General features: G+C 27.1%; 17 protein-coding genes, 1 tRNA gene and 1 riboswitch. Of the genes, 8 read left to right on the top strand and 10 right to left on the bottom strand.

Annotated elements, in window-relative coordinates:
• Positions 1-537: 537 nt before the first annotated feature.
• A complete protein-coding gene (locus B3603_RS17385) occupies positions 538-2,766 on the bottom strand; it encodes a HelD family protein (protein ID WP_291567259.1) in 2,229 nt (742 codons plus the stop codon).
• A gap of 457 nt (positions 2,767-3,223) precedes the next feature.
• Here B3603_RS17385 and B3603_RS17380 point away from each other — a divergent pair, with 457 nt between their 5' ends.
• Positions 3,224-3,475 carry a hypothetical protein gene (locus B3603_RS17380; RefSeq protein WP_291567257.1) on the top strand — a complete coding sequence of 84 codons (252 nt, stop codon included), beginning with the start codon at positions 3,224-3,226 and terminating at the stop codon, positions 3,473-3,475.
• 97 nt (positions 3,476-3,572) lie between these two features.
• On the opposite strand, the gene B3603_RS17375 is transcribed toward B3603_RS17380, so the two are convergent.
• The 4 genes from B3603_RS17375 to B3603_RS17360 form a co-directional block, all read right to left on the bottom strand.
• Complete coding sequence (locus B3603_RS17375) at positions 3,573-4,106, bottom strand: GNAT family N-acetyltransferase (RefSeq protein ID WP_291567255.1); 534 nt, start codon at positions 4,104-4,106, stop codon at positions 3,573-3,575.
• Between the two features lie 151 nt (positions 4,107-4,257).
• Positions 4,258-4,512, bottom strand: coding sequence for a TfoX/Sxy family protein (locus B3603_RS17370; RefSeq protein WP_291567253.1), 255 nt, complete (start codon positions 4,510-4,512; stop codon positions 4,258-4,260).
• Positions 4,513-4,560: 48 nt separating this feature from the next.
• Positions 4,561-5,058: a hypothetical protein gene (locus tag B3603_RS17365; protein ID WP_291567251.1), complete on the bottom strand. Its 498-nt coding sequence runs from the start codon at positions 5,056-5,058 to the stop codon at positions 4,561-4,563.
• A gap of 438 nt (positions 5,059-5,496) precedes the next feature.
• Positions 5,497-6,099 (bottom strand): GNAT family N-acetyltransferase, encoded by a 603-nt coding sequence (locus B3603_RS17360; protein WP_291567249.1) that lies wholly within the window; start codon positions 6,097-6,099, stop codon positions 5,497-5,499.
• A 447-nt stretch (positions 6,100-6,546) separates the two neighbouring features.
• Between B3603_RS17360 and B3603_RS17355 the strand changes: the two genes are divergently transcribed.
• From B3603_RS17355 to B3603_RS17345, 3 genes are all read left to right on the top strand, one after another.
• Positions 6,547-7,119 (top strand): TetR/AcrR family transcriptional regulator, encoded by a 573-nt coding sequence (locus tag B3603_RS17355; RefSeq protein WP_291567247.1) that lies wholly within the window; start codon positions 6,547-6,549, stop codon positions 7,117-7,119.
• Between the two features lie 116 nt (positions 7,120-7,235).
• Positions 7,236-8,159 (top strand): alpha/beta hydrolase, encoded by a 924-nt coding sequence (locus B3603_RS17350; protein WP_291567246.1) that lies wholly within the window; start codon positions 7,236-7,238, stop codon positions 8,157-8,159.
• A 356-nt stretch (positions 8,160-8,515) separates the two neighbouring features.
• Positions 8,516-8,938, top strand: coding sequence for a GNAT family N-acetyltransferase (locus B3603_RS17345; RefSeq protein WP_291567244.1), 423 nt, complete (start codon positions 8,516-8,518; stop codon positions 8,936-8,938).
• A 114-nt stretch (positions 8,939-9,052) separates the two neighbouring features.
• Here the strand turns inward: B3603_RS17345 and B3603_RS17340 are convergent, their stop codons facing one another.
• The 3 genes from B3603_RS17340 to B3603_RS17330 form a co-directional block, all read right to left on the bottom strand.
• Positions 9,053-9,565, bottom strand: coding sequence for a GNAT family N-acetyltransferase (locus tag B3603_RS17340; RefSeq protein ID WP_291567242.1), 513 nt, complete (start codon positions 9,563-9,565; stop codon positions 9,053-9,055).
• A gap of 281 nt (positions 9,566-9,846) precedes the next feature.
• Positions 9,847-9,922 (bottom strand) — tRNA-Trp (locus B3603_RS17335).
• Positions 9,923-10,237: 315 nt separating this feature from the next.
• Complete coding sequence (locus tag B3603_RS17330; protein WP_291567240.1) at positions 10,238-10,858, bottom strand: CBS domain-containing protein; 621 nt, start codon at positions 10,856-10,858, stop codon at positions 10,238-10,240.
• A 259-nt stretch (positions 10,859-11,117) separates the two neighbouring features.
• On the opposite strand from B3603_RS17330, the gene B3603_RS17325 reads away from it, so the two are divergent.
• The 4 genes from B3603_RS17325 (at position 11,118) to rimI (ending at position 14,127) form a co-directional block, all read left to right on the top strand.
• Entirely contained in the window at positions 11,118-12,395 is a 1,278-nt protein-coding gene (locus B3603_RS17325; RefSeq protein WP_291567238.1) for an HD-GYP domain-containing protein, read from the top strand.
• 127 nt (positions 12,396-12,522) lie between these two features.
• Entirely contained in the window at positions 12,523-12,984 is a 462-nt protein-coding gene (gene tsaE, locus B3603_RS17320; protein ID WP_039635283.1) for a tRNA (adenosine(37)-N6)-threonylcarbamoyltransferase complex ATPase subunit type 1 TsaE, read from the top strand.
• Positions 12,981-13,688: a tRNA (adenosine(37)-N6)-threonylcarbamoyltransferase complex dimerization subunit type 1 TsaB gene (tsaB, locus tag B3603_RS17315; RefSeq protein ID WP_291567235.1), complete on the top strand. Its 708-nt coding sequence runs from the start codon at positions 12,981-12,983 to the stop codon at positions 13,686-13,688. Before tsaE ends, tsaB begins: the two co-directional genes overlap by 4 nt.
• Positions 13,681-14,127 (top strand): ribosomal protein S18-alanine N-acetyltransferase, encoded by a 447-nt coding sequence (gene rimI, locus B3603_RS17310; RefSeq protein WP_291567233.1) that lies wholly within the window; start codon positions 13,681-13,683, stop codon positions 14,125-14,127. Before tsaB ends, rimI begins: the two co-directional genes overlap by 8 nt.
• A 166-nt stretch (positions 14,128-14,293) precedes the next feature.
• Here the strand turns inward: rimI and B3603_RS17305 are convergent, their stop codons facing one another.
• Positions 14,294-14,878, bottom strand: coding sequence for an ECF transporter S component (locus B3603_RS17305; RefSeq protein ID WP_291567231.1), 585 nt, complete (start codon positions 14,876-14,878; stop codon positions 14,294-14,296).
• A 94-nt stretch (positions 14,879-14,972) separates the two neighbouring features.
• Positions 14,973-15,087, bottom strand: a riboswitch (FMN riboswitch).
• Positions 15,088-15,507: 420 nt separating this feature from the next.
• Positions 15,508-15,815: RNA-guided endonuclease TnpB family protein (locus B3603_RS17300; protein WP_291567229.1), on the bottom strand; the 308-nt coding region annotated here is incomplete at its 5' end.

The raw sequence follows: 15,815 nt of genomic DNA, 5'->3' as shown, positions 1-15,815 counted from the left end.
ATATGTGAAAATAATCGGTATTTNNCTGAGAAATTTAAAATTGATTAACCATAGCAGCGAACAGTGTTCGTCATATATTATTGAATAAATGTTAAACTATAAGACGTGCTAAAAAGAACTGGCGAATACTGTTCGCCCCTACAATAAAACACTAGCAATTATATTGCTAGTTAAAAAATTTATTAAAGAAATTATTTTGTTCAAAAATAATTTCAACCTTAATTGTGAATTTTGCATTGAAAAACTTAAGGGTATAGTTATATTTAGCTATATATTAATTTTTAAGGTAGTTTATCTATAGATATACTTATCCTAAATTTAATGTATATATTAGAATAAACGCTATTCTTTAGTATTTTAGCTAAAACTATTAAATTCACAATTCTAAGTTTCTCAGCAGAAGCTGAGAAATATCTACAATTGTGAACTATAAATTGCGAATTCAATAGCTCAACTATGATATCAAAAAATACCGATTATTTTCACGTATATATTAAATTTAGAGCTGGTATATCTCTATATACAAGGTGTAGTATATTAAATAAAGTCGCATTTTTCTCCAGTATAATAGACAGCTAGCCTGTGTAGTGCTCTTGTAGAGGCTATATATAAAAGCTTTCTATCAAATTCACTTTTATAATTATCCTTTGAAGCATTATATATAATAACCACATCAAACTCTAATCCCTTCGCCATATATGCAGGAATGACTAAAGTGCCTTTTTCAAATTCACCACCTTTTATATTCAATAATTTAATATGGATTAATCTATTTAATCCTTCTTCAATTTTCTCTGACTCTTGCTGAGTTTTACAAATGATTGCAATAGACTCATAGCCTTCTTTATAGTAGTAATCAATATCTTTTATGATACTCTCATAAATTAATTCTTTATTTTCTTTGAATATAACTATTGGTTCATGTTCATGTCTTTCAAAAGAAATAAAATCCTCTTTAATGTTTAATATTTTTTTAGAAAAAGAATTTATTTCTATAGAAGATCTATAACTTTTATTTAAAAAAAGTTTCACTGATTTTTTCTTGTGTAGTATTTCTTCTATATCATTATATAGGGATTTATCTCCATATTTTTCAAGTGTCTGATTAAAATCTCCTAACACCGTATACCTTGCCACATTAAATAAAAGCTTAAAAACCTCATATTGAAGTGGATAATAATCTTGTGCTTCATCAATAACTACCTGCCTAATTTCAGAAAACTCTTCATTACCTTCTAGTTTTAATTTAATATATAAAAGTGGTGCACAATCTTCATAACAAATGTGTCCATTATTAAGATTTTCTTTAGTTTCTAATATTATTTCTTCAATCTCTCTAGGAAGCTTTAATCCTTTAGAAAGTTTTAATAGAATATCATTTTTATTAAAAAGCATTTTATATAGGTTCATATAATCAACTTTAGTGAATCTATGGATATTCTTCATAAACACTTTTGATTCTTTTATAGAAAGTAGTCTACTAAAGGATTTTATTTCAAATTCATGATTAGGACTATTCTGTACAATTTTCTCAATTTTTTCAATCCTTATCTTTCTTAAAGGATGAATTTTATTTAATATGATATTTTCGATTCTTCTAAGTCGTTTTGCTATTGACATACCAATTTTATTATTAAGAAATTGATTCTTTATTTGTTGTCTTGTTTCAATAATTTTACCGTCATAATAAACATCTTCAAACTCAATTAAATTATGCTCAAAATATTCTATTAATCTATCAAGAAGTTTTATAAACTCTTTAGAACCTTTAAATTTTATACTTTGCATTTTTACATTTGATTTTTGAAGATTATTAAGAAGAATTAGAGACTCAAGTTGATCATTTCTACTTTCAAATTTAAAATTATTTCCTAAAAATTTATAGATAATATCATCAAAAGTGATTTGTTCCACATTCTCCTCTCCTAGTTCAGGTAAAACACTAGAAATATATTTGCTAAAAATAGAATTCGGAGAAATTATTATAACGTTGTTAGAATTTATTTTTGACTCCATTCCTATATAAAGTAAAAATGCGATTCTATGCAAAGCTATAGATGTTTTACCACTGCCCGCTACTCCTTGCACAATTAAAAGATGATTTTCAGTATCTCTAATAATTATATCTTGCTCTTTTTGAATAGTTTCAACAATATTCTTCATCTTTGAAGATGAATTATTACATAATACCTGTTGTAAAATTTCATCATTAATTCTTATACTGCTATCAAAAAAGTATTTAAGTTTTGAGTTTTCAATCTTATACTGTCTTTTCATTAAGATATCACCATAAATTATTCCAACTGGTGAGTTATATGAGCCTCTACCAACCTCACATTGATAAAACATACTAGAAATAGGAGACCGCCAATCATATACTAAAATTGAATTTGTTTCTTCATCCATTAAATTATAGATACCGATATATATTTTTTCTGTGTCATCAAAATCATCTTCCTTAAAATCAAATCGTCCAAAATAAGGGGATTTTATCATACATTCATATTTTTTTATTTTTTTCAATGTACTTTCATAACTCTGTGTTTGATTATTTACTGCAAAAAGGTATTGGTTCATTTCTGGAATTTTATCAAAATCATTTGAAGAATGGGATGTCTGTTCCCACATCTCTTTTCCTGAAGCTATAACTTTACTTAATCTGCTATTTAACTCTTCCTTTTCTTCCTCTAGTTCTTTTTCTATAAAGCCTAATGTACTCTCAAGATATAGAATTTCATCATGATTGTCTGATTCAAAATTATTCATTTTTTCACTCTCCCATATTTTCTAAAATACGTATTGACATTAGCATTTATTTTATGATATAATTATTATGTAATATAAGATGTATAATCGGGATTTTTATACCCATTTTTATTATATGTAAAAATCATATTTAAGTAAACCTTAAATGTGATTTTATTTTATAGTTTAATAATAGAATTTCTTCATAATTATTTTTCTTATGACATAATGATTATGAACTTATATAATCCTTCAAACTTAAACGCTTGAACTTTTCAGAATATTTAGTTATATTGTATTTAAAGTAGCTTTATGAATATATAATCAAAGATCTTTTAAATTTTAATGGTAAGAATAAAGAATAAAATATCTGTACATAATTTAAGATAAAAATATTTATTTATCGACATTTCAATGTAATGTTTATATCTCTAGATAGATAATATATAACTATTAAGTTGAATAAAGGAGGACTAACATGGAATCTTTAGATAAATTATTTGATGATGATTGGGAAGGTGACAGATATACTAATGATGTTTTAAAAGAATGTGAGCAATGTGGCAAGCTCTGTCCATCAGAAGATTTATGTAAAATTGATGGTTTCTTTGGGAAATTCATAGTTGCTTGCCCACAATGTGCAGTAGATATGGATTCAAGCATATATATGTGTTTTAATGACAGTGATGATATTACTTACGATGAAGCTGATTTTGATTCATATGATTAATATTTTTTTTGTAAACTCACAAAAGAACCTTTGTTTATACAAGGGTTCTTTCTTAATATAATGCTAATATTAAAATTTCTTATCTAATTTTAAAGTTTTATTCTCCATAATACTCCTCTCTTAAAATTCCCATAACAACTTCATCATGATATTTGCCATGTCTGAATATCTCTTTTCTAAGTAATCCCTCTTTTTTAAATCCACATTTTTCATAGCTTTTTACTGCTCTCTCATTGAAGGAATATACATTTAACTTTATCTTATTTATATTCATTTCCTCAAATATAAAATTTATAAGAACTTTCATGGCATCTGTTCCATAGCCTTTACCTAAGTAACTTTTATCTCCTATAAATATTCCAACTGTAGCTACACTATTCTTCCAATCAATATTATTTATACCGCAACCGCCAATATATTTTTTATCATTTAAAGTTTCTATAGCAAAGTTATATAGATCTTTATTTGCTGACAAACCTTCAAACCATTTTAATTCATCTTCATAAGTATATGGATATGGTATGTTAGGAGCTAACAAACCTCTAATCTCTCTATCATTCATATACTCCTGTGCATTTTTTATATCTTCTTTTCTATACTCTCTTAATTTAACTTTTTCACCAATATACATTAGTTTTCCCCCTTTATTTAATTTCTTAGATACACCTTAATCAAGTTCCACCATAGTTTATAAATGGTTTCAACAGCCAAATATGATATAACTAAACTAACATGCTAACCTATTATTTTTTAAAGATATCTAAATTTATTTAATCAATTATCTATTTAAGTGATTGAAAAAAGAGCTTTAAATCCTGCTTTATATCTTGTGGTAGATCATGCCATCTTACGCCCTTTACAGCTCCTTCTAATGCACATAACATATTATAACAAGATGTATCATCAATATTTTTTATTTTAATAAATGCTTCTTTACTTCCTATAGCTTTTAACTCATCAGCATTTTTAACTCCTGCATCAATTAATTTTTGTTCTAAATTTTTGCCTATATTAGGCAATTTAGATAATTTATCCAATATAATCTCCTCCTATATTTATATATTTATTACGTTTTAACCTTTATTTTAAAATATCTCTATATTTCTAAATATCAACATCCCTATGATTATTGCAGCAATAATGCCTAATAATACAGAAAATATTACATATTGAGCATTGTTTTTACTCTTTTTAAATATATAGGAACTAAGGAAATATATTATAAATGCAAAAATAGCTGTAATCAAAATATTTTTAAAATCAAAATTCATTGTAAATTCTGGGCTAATTGCAGAACAAAGCCTTGAATTCATCAATGTGGCTACTGATAGTAAATATAAGCACGCAATATTAGTTTTTCTATTTCTTTCTTTAAATTTTTTATCTTTTAAATTAAAATTATCATAAAACTTAGGACTTACAAATTTAATATACTTATCATAAAATTCTTTCTTAAAAGAAAATAATATTCCTATAATAAGAAATATAACTGACATAATTAAAAAAGTGATACTTGGACCTAAAACATTATAAAAAAGAGTATATAATAATAAAAGAACTATCATAAATAATACTATTCTCATTTAATTCTCCCCCTCTAGCTCTATAATATCAATTTAGGCATCTTTAAATAAATAATTTCACTTAAAGCATATTCAAAAATATTTAGTCAGTATGCTCGTCTATTTTTCATCATACTACATCATCAGAAATCCATGACAGCTTGTCTATCATGGAAACCTTTCTCCTTATATGGCGCAAAATATACTTTCCATCTTTAACTAGTTACTTTCTTTCATATACCCTAAGTTTACATTTATTTTTCTATAATTCTATTTCTTTATTAAATTTACCTTTATTTTGAAATATAAAGATACCGCTTAAAGTTTAGAGTATTATATCACATTTTTCTTTTCTTAACATCCTAAATATACTTCTTTATAGAAAGCTTATAAATTAATACTTTCTATAAAAATAAAGACTATNNATAGTCTTTATTTTTATAGAAAATCCAATATTTTTTAATTTCGTTTCATATATTCTTTTCTCAATATAGAATATACACTTATATTTCCATATTCACCCATTTGATAATTATAATAGTGTTCTCTTAATACTCCATCTTCACAAAAACCTATTTTTTTTACTAAGGCTATAGATGGAAAATTGTCTCTATCTATCATAGCAATAATCTTATTCATATATAATTCCTTAAAGGCAAATTTAAGGAGCCTTTCTATACATTCACTGGCAACTTTTTCTCTCCAATGATGTCTAACAATGGTATATCCTATCTCAGTATTATTTGAATATAAATCAATATTATAAAGCCCTATATCACCAAGAAATTCATTAGTTGTTTTATCAACTATAACCCACCTAATACCTTCTTTATTTTTATACATCACTTCTACTTTCTCTAAATACATATTTGCTTGCTTTTTAGCATCTATAATCTCTGTGCCAGAATACTTCATCACTTCTTTATCAGAAAAAAGTGCCTCTATATCTTTCAAGAAAATTTCATTATATCTGTAAAGTATAAATCTCTTTGTCTCCAAGGTAGGAAATTCTTCAAAACATTTATCTCTTAATCTAATATGATATTCTGGTTCACTGTTCATTTACATCACTCCCTTATTCAATGGAGAATTGAGAATTGTAAAGACTTCTCCTTTAAGAATAAACTTTTAAATAAATTTAAAATAGTTATATTGGTTAGCATACTAACTAATTATTTTTTAAGATACTTTAGTTAAATTCTTAATAATCTTGATTAATATGTACAAAAGTATTCTTTATTATATATTACCAAATATTCAGAATACTTTCATGGTACTTTATACTATTATAAAGCTTATATAATACTATTACAGTTGATTATTATAAGTATAATGCTTATAACTCTTTAATTTAAGTTTTATTTTTTATTTTTATCGCAATAGCTCTTAAATTTATTATTTCTTGCATATTTATAATATCTAGCTTCATTATCATAAATTATTGACAATTACCCAAGTTAGCAGTAAAATCATTTTACAATCAGCCAGCCGACCGATAGGAGGTTTTTTATGGGAAAAGACACTAAAGAAATTATCATAGAAAAAGCTACAAAAATTATTGAATTAAAAGGTGTTAAAAATACCAGTCTTTCAGATATATCAAAAGAATGTGAAATTAGTAAAGGCACTCTTTACTACTACTACCCCACTAAAGATGAACTTATATATGATATAGCAGATAGGCATCTTAAAACCTTAACTGATCAACTTGTACACTGGATAGAAAATATTGAAGGTGAAAATAGACCTGAAGAAATTTTATCTACAGTTTACAAATCTATTTTGTCCCAAGAATTTAGAGGGAAACTCCATATATACCTTATAAGCGAGGCATTAATGGGAAATAAAAAACTTGAGGAATACTTTAAGGAAAACTACAACTATAGCAAAGAAGCTATAATTAAGGGGTTAAAGAAAATATATAAAAAAAATGATAATAGCTTTTATGCAATGGCCTCATTAATTTCTGCTACAATAGATGGTTTCTTAATTCAAAATATCCTTAAAATTAATGAAATACCTATAGAAACAATAACAAAATTCATTGTAGCAAATTACAATAGTGTACATAAAGAAAAATAGCTAATCAAATATGAGTGATACATTTTCCATCAAATAAGAAGATAGGTTTCCATAATAGTTGGGATATTAAAATCTTCTAATTATTATTTTCATAAAATTAAAAGGGGATGATTACATTGGCATTAAGCAATTTTTATTTTAAGGATAAACTTGAAAAAGATATACATGTATATAAATGGATTCCAGAAGAATCAGAAATAAAAGGAGTAGTACAGATAGTTCACGGAATGGCTGAACATGCAGGAAGATATGATGATTTTGCAAGATTTCTAAACGAAAACGGGTATATTGTTTACGCTGATGACCATAGAGGTCATGGTAAAACAAGTCCTAATGAACTTGGATACATGGGTGAAGGTGATGTATTTCATCTTATGGTAGACAATCTCAAAGAATTAACAGATATAATAAAAAAAGAAAATCCTAAATTACCTGTATTCTTATTAGGTCACAGCATGGGTTCCTTTATTTCTTTAAGATATAGTGAACTTTATGGCAGTGAGTTAAAAGCATTAATTTTATCTGGAAGTAACGGAAAACAAAATCTTAAATTTTCCTTTGGGACAATGGTAGCCAAAATGGAAATGAAGAAAAAAGGGCCTAAAGCTGCCGCTACTCTTATGGATAAATTAAGTTTCGGAAATTTTAATAGTAAATTTAAACCTAATAGAACAAATTCTGATTGGCTTACAAGAGATACTAAGGAAGTGGATAAATATCTTGAAGATACTATGTGTGGCACTATACATTCCACATCATATTTTTATCATTTGTTAAAAGGACTTAAAAACAATTATAAACATGAAAATTTAAGTAAAATACCTCCAAATTTACCTATATTATTAGTAGCAGGTAAAAAAGATCCTGTAGGATTAATGGGACAAGGTGTTAAAAGGCTTCAAAATAGTCTAAAAGATGTAGGCATTAAGAAAGTAGCCATGAAACTTTATGATAATGCAAGACATGAGATATTAAATGAAGTTAATAAAGAAGAAGTCTATGGTGATATATTAGAATTTTTAGATAGAAATCAAAAATAGCTTATACAATTGAGAATAGACAATAGACAATTGCGAACTTTTCACCCCTGGGGCCTATATGAAAATTATAAGTCTTAATTAACTTTAAAATAACTACAAAAATCTAGCCCGCAGTTATATTATAAGTTAAACCCCTGAGGTGGAAAAACTAATTTTAATCTCAATTTTCTATTTGCAGATTTCCATTGATTAACTCTCTTTTCAATTTACTTGCCATATTCTATTCATTACTTATAATGTATTTTGTATTTTCATATGTACTATAATAATTTAAAATATATATCTAAATACAAACTATAAATTTAAGAAGAGACATTTAAATATTTAAGAAAATATTTAAAATTAGGAGGAATCTTATGGATTTTAGAATTCAATATGACTGCTTAAATATAGATTGGAATTACGTATCTGAAACTTTAGAAAGAGTTGGAATGGCATATTTTCAAGGCGAGATACATAAAAAAGCTTTTGAGAATAGCTATGCAGTTGTATTTGTTTTTGATGATGATACTTTAGTTGGTTTTGGTCGTGCTATTTCCGATGGAGTCTATCAAGCTGCAATTTATGATATTGCTGTATTGCCAGAATATCAAGGCAAAGGAATTGGAAGAATAGTTATAGATAATATTACCAAAAACTTACCTCAATGTAATTTTATATTATATGCTTCACCTGGTAAGGAAGTATTCTATGAAAAAATGAATTTTAAGAAAATGAAAACAGGAATGGCATTATTTCTAAATCAAAAGAATATGCAAGAAAAAGGATTTACAGAATAATTAATCCACAATTGATATCTCTGTAAAAAGTTTAATTATTTTATAGAGATATCAATATAGTTATGATAATTGGGGTTATTAAAAATAACCCCTTTAATTTACGTCTTATTGTTTTTAATTATTAAAATTTTCTGCCAAATTAGACAATGCTTCGTTATGCACTCTATAAACAGTCCATTCATCCATAGGAACTGCTCCTATCTGTTTATAAAACTTAATTGACGGCTCATTCCAGTCAAGACACCACCAGTCAAGTCTACCACAATTTCTATCTACAGCAAGCTTAGCTAAAAATGAAAGTAGTATTTTTCCAAATCCTTTTCCTCTCATTTCTGGCTTTACATATAAATCTTCTAAATAAATACCTGGTCGTCCCAAAAATGTTGAAAAATTGTGAAAAAACAATGCAAAACCTACTGGTTTACCTTCATATTCTCCAATTACAACTTCTGCTACCTTACGTTCAAATAATGATTCTTTTAAAATTTCTTCTGTAGCAACAACCTCATGTAATAATTTCTCATAATCTGCCAATTCCTTAATGAACTCTAGAACTAAAGGAATATCTTTCTCTTCCGCAAATCTTAAATTAAAATCTTTTACTTTAGTATTAATTAAAGTACTCATACTTTACCTCCTAATAATTAAGTATAATCTTTATAAATATATTAAATTATAGATTGTACATAAATGATTATAACATGAATTTGAAATAAAAAGAATATTCGGGATTATTGTCTTATGCTGTCATATATTAATGAAACAATAATTAATATTGAACTTTAAAAATATTTGCTCTATTATAAACAATAATCTATATAAAAATATACCGGCTCTGAAATTAAACAGCTTATATTGATTTTCTAATAAAATAAAAGAACTCAGTAAAACAAAGTTTACTGAGTTCTTGGCAGGGGCAGCAGGACTCGAACCCGCAACCAATGGTTTTGGAGACCACTACTCTACCAATTGAGCCATACCCCTATAACGAGATTAATTATATCACATTCTTTTTATAAATACAATATGAATTTTATTAAAGTGATTTATCCAATTTTACAAAATTACTTCTACTTTCAAATGAAAAATTTAAATTCATTTCTTATAAGTTTTTTATAGTTTCTTAAAAAACAACAATCCAGTATGTTAGCCTATTTTCCATTATACTACGTTATCAAATCCTTCTCATAGCATGACTACGAATAAACCCTAACGCTTTATATCATATAAAATAGGCTAACCTCTTTATCTTGTTATTTTTTTTAAACTCCTAATTTAAGCTTATACATATTTTAACTATTATTGCACATTAAAACCTGAGGATTTAACTTTTGATAATATCTCATCAAAGTTTTCTGTTCTAACCCTTACCACAATTTCTTTAACTTCTGTTTTGCTCTTTGGATCTACAACAACAAAACTTATTATGTCTCCTTTATTTTCAGTAATAATCTTAGATAGTTTTGATATTTGACCTGGAATATCATGTGCTATGATTGCTAAACGATGTCCTTTATTTAATCCAAATAGCTCAGTAAATTGATGGAATATTCCATAGTGAGTTACTATACCTTTAAAATCTCCACGTTCATCTACAACTGCTATAAATGAAACACTTCTAGTTTCTAAGAAGTGTGCTGCTTCTTCAACTTGTTCCAATGGTTTTATTGTTGGTACATCAGTTCTCATAACGTTTTCTACTAAAAAATCAGAAAGTAAACATTCTCTTTCTACACATTTCTCATAATAATAAGTGTATATTTTTTCTTTTGATATAGCTCCAATAAACTTATTTTCTTCTGCAACTGGAATTGATAAAAATCCATGCTCTTCCATAAGTTCTAATGCCTCACCTATTGTCATTTTTGGCGTAACAGTTATAAGTTTATCTCTTGTCAACATTAAATTGCTTACAAACATTGTTTATCCCTCCTTGTATTAAGGTACTCATGAATATTATATATCAATTATTAGAATTTTTAAATATTTCCTAAGTATTTTTATCGTTATAATATATAATTATAATAAAATGTTCATTAATTAATACTCTCTATGATAATATATTTATATAAGTTTAGTTTTTTTACATAAATATAGTTTGATTTGAGTAAATATTTAATATAGGATACGGCATCTTTCAATTGTTATTTTCCCTCAGATGCCTAAGTGGGGTTGATTTATGAAAATTAGTTTAAATAAAATAGTTCATGCACTTTCAATTGCTCTTGATTTAGCTATGGTTAATTCTGATATGGGATTAAAAATGATGGAAGATATAGATAGTAATAATAGCACTAAGTTGAAATTTTCTCATCATTCTAATCGAACAACTTATATTTCATTAAGAATAGGTAAACAGTTACAGTTAAGTGATGAGTCATATAAAAACTTATATATATCAGCTATGCTCCATGATATTGGATGTCAAGGTATTTTTGATAAAGCTCATACCTTTAAAGAATATATAAAAGAGCACTGTATTGAAGGTGCTAATATGATATTAAAAATCCCTATGTTTATCCATATGTATGATATCATTTTATATCATCATGAAAATTATGATGGTAGTGGAGCAATGAAACTGAAAAATTATTTAACTCCTATTGAAAGTCAAATCATAAGACTAGCAGATTCTGTAGAAATTTTATATGATGAAGCTATACCTTTTTATATGCAAAAAGATAAAATAATAGAATATGTTAAGAAAAATGAAGGAATAATTTTTTCTCCTAAAATAGTAAAGGCATTTTTAGAGATATGTCCTGCTGAAAGCTTTTGGCTAGATATAAACAATACACCTTTCTTTCCTTTTATATTACAAGATATTTTACCTAAAGATATTACTTATGTTACTTTAGAAGAATTTGAATATATAGCAGATATTTTCGCTTCTATAATAGACAATAAAAGTTCTTTTACTGCAAGCCACTCTAGAGGTATTGCAAACCTTGCTTATGAGCTTTCAAAGCATATTGGATATAGTGATTCTAAATGCTTAAAGATGAAAATTGCAGGACTTTTGCATGATATAGGAAAGGTGGCTATTCCTAATGATATTTTAGATAAAAACACCTCACTAACTAATGAGGAATTTTCAATTATTAAATCTCATACCTATTACACAAAGCTAATATTAGATAGAATTGAGGAAATATCTGATATATGTGATTGGGCTTGTAATCATCATGAAAAACTTAATGGTGAAGGATATCCTAGAAAATTAAAAGCTGAAGAAATCTCTGAAGAAGCTAGAATAATAGGAGTTTGTGATATTTATCAAGCTTTAACAGAGGATAGGCCTTATAGAAAAGGAATGTATATGTATGAAGCATTTAGTATACTAGATGATATGGCTAGCAATGGATTTATATGTAAAAAAGCAGTTAAGCATATGAAAGATACTTTAATTGCTAAGGCTCAAAAAAATTCTACTAATATGCCTTCAGAAAATAATTAGTTATTTTTCAAAGACATTTTAATAATATTTATTTTTAGTTATAGTTTACAACTACTATGGCAATACTTTGTCTATTGCCTTTTCTTTTTATTGCTTTTGGGCTAAAATATTAAATGAGGTGAACTTAATGGAATTTATCGTTAATACTATAGAAGAGACAGAAGGACTAGGTGTTCAAATAGGTAAGCTTTGCAATAGTGGGGATATTATCTGCCTTATAGGTGATCTAGGTACGGGTAAAACTCACTTAACAAAAGGTATTGCAAAGGGACTAGATATACAGGACAACATTACGAGTCCTACATTTAATATAGTTAATGAATATGATAATGGGAGATTAAAATTTTACCATTTTGATGTTTATAGAGTTAATGATCCTGACGAAATTGCAGCCATTGGCTTTGATGAATATATTTTTGGTGATGGAGTTAGTGTTATTGAATGGGCAAATTATATTGAAGAATTAATCCCTGAAGATAGTCTAACAATTGTTTTAGAAAAAATTCCACAATTAGGCTCTTGCTGTAGAAGAGTCACTATAAATTATACTGGTTTAAGATATGACTATATAAAGGAGTTAACACTATGAGAATTTTAAGCTTAGATTGTGCAACAGAATGTGCTACTGTAGCTATATTAGAAGATGATAAATTAATTGGAGAAATAAACTTTAACTATAAAAAACAACATTCTGTAATTCTTATGCCAATGATAGATGAGGTTTTAAAAAACACCTCATTAAATATAAATGATATAGATGGATTTGTAGTTTCTAAAGGTCCTGGTTCTTTCACTGGCCTTAGAGTTGGTATGGCTACTATTAAAGGGTTGGTTCAAGCTTCTAAAAAACCTTTTATAAGTGTTTCTACACTGGACGGTTTGGCAAATAACTTATTCTATGCTAATGGACTTATATGCCCTATTATGGATGCTTTAAGAGGAAATGTATATACTGCCCTATACAAATTTGAAGATAACAATCTTATATCATTAACTGAGCCTATGGTAATTTCTCTTGATGAGCTTATAACTACTTTAAAGGAAAAAGATGAATCTATATATTTCATAGGTGATGGAACTTATAAATTTAAAGAAAAGCTTTCTAATGAATTAGAAAATATTAATTTCGCTCCATCCCATCTAAATTTAGCAAGAGCAGCTTCTTTAGGACAAATAGGCATAAAATATTTAAGTGATGGAATACAAGATGATATATATGCTACTGCTCCAATTTATTTAAGACTTTCTCAAGCAGAAAGAGAATATGAAGAGAGAATGAAAAGTAATGGATAGTCTATATACTGAATTAATGAATGCTAAGACTACTAAATATGTTCAAGAAATATCATCATTAAGCTTTCCTATTCCTTGGAGTTTACAATCCATTGAAAAAGAATTAACTAATAAATTTGCTCGCTATGTAACTTTAAAAAATAATGATAAAGTTATTGGTTTTGGTGGAATGTGGATTATTTTTGAGGAGGCTCATATAACTAATATAGCTCTTCATCCAGAATATAGGGAGATGGGCTATAGTCATATAATTCTTGATAGTCTTGAATCTATATGTAAAGATGAAGGTGTAACTGCTATGACTTTAGAGGTTAGAGCTTCAAATATAGCAGCACAAAAACTTTATGAACGTCATGGATTCAAAGTTGAAGGGATTAGAAAAGGTTATTACGAAGATAATAAAGAAGATGGACTTATAATGTGGAAAAGAGATATTTAAAGAATCGTGAATAATCATCACGGTTTTTTATTTTATGTTAAAATGTTCATAAATTTCTCAGTAAGTAAAAAATCCTTTTAGAATATTTATTATTTTTTAACAGTGACTAAAATATTAATAAGATAATATAACTCATTCATGACATATAAAAAGCTAGGATAAAATCCTAGCTTATTTTTCTATCTAATTTTTTAGCCATAGGTTCCACTTTAAATATTGATACAGAAACTCTTTTATATAATATAAATGTAAGTGCTGAAACTATTACTGCTTTTATTCCATTGAATGGCACTATTCCATACATTACATATTTTATTAGCTCATTTTGTGGCATACCTGGCATATATAGTGGAATTAATAAAAATACATTTGTAAGTACTCCCACTATCTCCATAGATATAAGACCTACACTCATTGAAATTAATGCTGTTTTTATAGTTTTATTCTTATGATAAATATATGCTGCTGGACAAACTAATGAAATCCCAATTAAAAAATTTGCTAATTCTCCAATAAATCCAGTATGAGTTCCTTTTAGTATTAATATTAATACATTCTTAAAAGCTTCTATTATTACCCCAGCTAATGGTCCAAAAGCAAATGCTCCCATTAATGCCGGCACATCACTAAGATCCATCTTAAGCCATGGAAAAGTCGGTAATACCGGAAAATCAAAATACATAAGTATAAAAGCAATTGCTGATAATAATGAAAGTTTAATCATCTTATCTAATGTAAAATTTTTTCTCATTTTAAATACCTCCCAAATTTATACAACTTCTAGGAATCATATAAAAATTAAAAAACCTGACATATAAAAATACGTCAGGGCAGAATAATTCTTACACAATCTTCTTTCATCCAGACTATACTGTCGGCTTCGGAGTTTCACCGAATCATGCCTCTCGGCTCGCGGGCTTTACCGCCGGTGGGGACTTACACCCCGCCCTGAAGAGTATCAAAATATTTTTTTCACAATCTAATTATATACCAAAATCAAAAATTCCTCAATAGAATAATGATAATTAGTTATAATTATTTGAATATTTATTTAGATTTTGTCCCATAATTTAGATATAACAATTTAGATACAATATTATATACGTAATTACCTCCTCTGTATCTAAACATGAGAGGATTATAGGGCTTATTAAAGCTTATGTGAGGTGATATAATGGGTAATATCATCCTTTGCATCGTGGTTCTTTCAATAACATCAATAACCACAATAACTATATTAGCTATTTTCTGTTACAAACAAGAGAATAGTGAACTACTACCACTTATTTCATTGAAGTAGTAGCTTCGTGGTCAATACTCCCAACGGAGCAAGTTTACCCACGCTCAAAAGGTCGAACCAACCTCATTATAATACCAAAATTACATTAATAATTTCAGTAGATTTTTGCTAGCATTTATATCTCTATCATGATGTACACCACAATTCGGACAAGTCCATTCTCTAAGTGCTAGATTTTTTACTTCTTCATTTTTATAGCCACATTCAGAGCATAACTTAGAACTAGCATAATTACTAGGTGCTATTATAAGTTCTCTTCCATACCACTCAGCTTTGTATTCTAGCATCCTTCTAAATTCTGACCAGCTAGCTTCACTTATAGCTTTAGCTAATTTATGATTTTGCTGCATGTTCTTAACTTTTAAATCCTCAATAACTATAGATTGGT

The sequence above is a fragment of the Clostridium sp. UBA2485 genome, from assembly GCF_002341865.1.
Classification (GTDB): domain Bacteria; phylum Bacillota; class Clostridia; order Clostridiales; family Clostridiaceae; genus Clostridium_J.
The sequence above is the reverse complement of the archived record's forward strand: the minus strand, read 5'-3'. Positions and strand labels throughout refer to the sequence as shown.

What these genes read in the sequence shown, in the direction of transcription:
- B3603_RS17345 (WP_291567244.1), top strand. Translation starts at nt 8,516, where the DNA reads ATGGATTTTAGAATTCAATATGACTGCTTAAATATAGATTGGAATTAC.
- rimI (WP_291567233.1), top strand. Translation starts at nt 13,681, where the DNA reads ATGGATAGTCTATATACTGAATTAATGAATGCTAAGACTACTAAATAT.
- B3603_RS17365 (WP_291567251.1), bottom strand. Translation starts at nt 5,058, where the DNA reads ATGAGAATAGTATTATTTATGATAGTTCTTTTATTATTATATACTCTT.
- B3603_RS17360 (WP_291567249.1), bottom strand. Translation starts at nt 6,099, where the DNA reads ATGAACAGTGAACCAGAATATCATATTAGATTAAGAGATAAATGTTTT.
- B3603_RS17325 (WP_291567238.1), top strand. Translation starts at nt 11,118, where the DNA reads ATGAAAATTAGTTTAAATAAAATAGTTCATGCACTTTCAATTGCTCTT.
- B3603_RS17305 (WP_291567231.1), bottom strand. Translation starts at nt 14,878, where the DNA reads ATGAGAAAAAATTTTACATTAGATAAGATGATTAAACTTTCATTATTA.
- B3603_RS17340 (WP_291567242.1), bottom strand. Translation starts at nt 9,565, where the DNA reads ATGAGTACTTTAATTAATACTAAAGTAAAAGATTTTAATTTAAGATTT.
- tsaE (WP_039635283.1), top strand. Translation starts at nt 12,523, where the DNA reads ATGGAATTTATCGTTAATACTATAGAAGAGACAGAAGGACTAGGTGTT.
- B3603_RS17380 (WP_291567257.1), top strand. Translation starts at nt 3,224, where the DNA reads ATGGAATCTTTAGATAAATTATTTGATGATGATTGGGAAGGTGACAGA.
- B3603_RS17355 (WP_291567247.1), top strand. Translation starts at nt 6,547, where the DNA reads ATGGGAAAAGACACTAAAGAAATTATCATAGAAAAAGCTACAAAAATT.
- B3603_RS17385 (WP_291567259.1), bottom strand. Translation starts at nt 2,766, where the DNA reads ATGAATAATTTTGAATCAGACAATCATGATGAAATTCTATATCTTGAG.
- B3603_RS17330 (WP_291567240.1), bottom strand. Translation starts at nt 10,858, where the DNA reads ATGTTTGTAAGCAATTTAATGTTGACAAGAGATAAACTTATAACTGTT.
- tsaB (WP_291567235.1), top strand. Translation starts at nt 12,981, where the DNA reads ATGAGAATTTTAAGCTTAGATTGTGCAACAGAATGTGCTACTGTAGCT.
- B3603_RS17375 (WP_291567255.1), bottom strand. Translation starts at nt 4,106, where the DNA reads ATGTATATTGGTGAAAAAGTTAAATTAAGAGAGTATAGAAAAGAAGAT.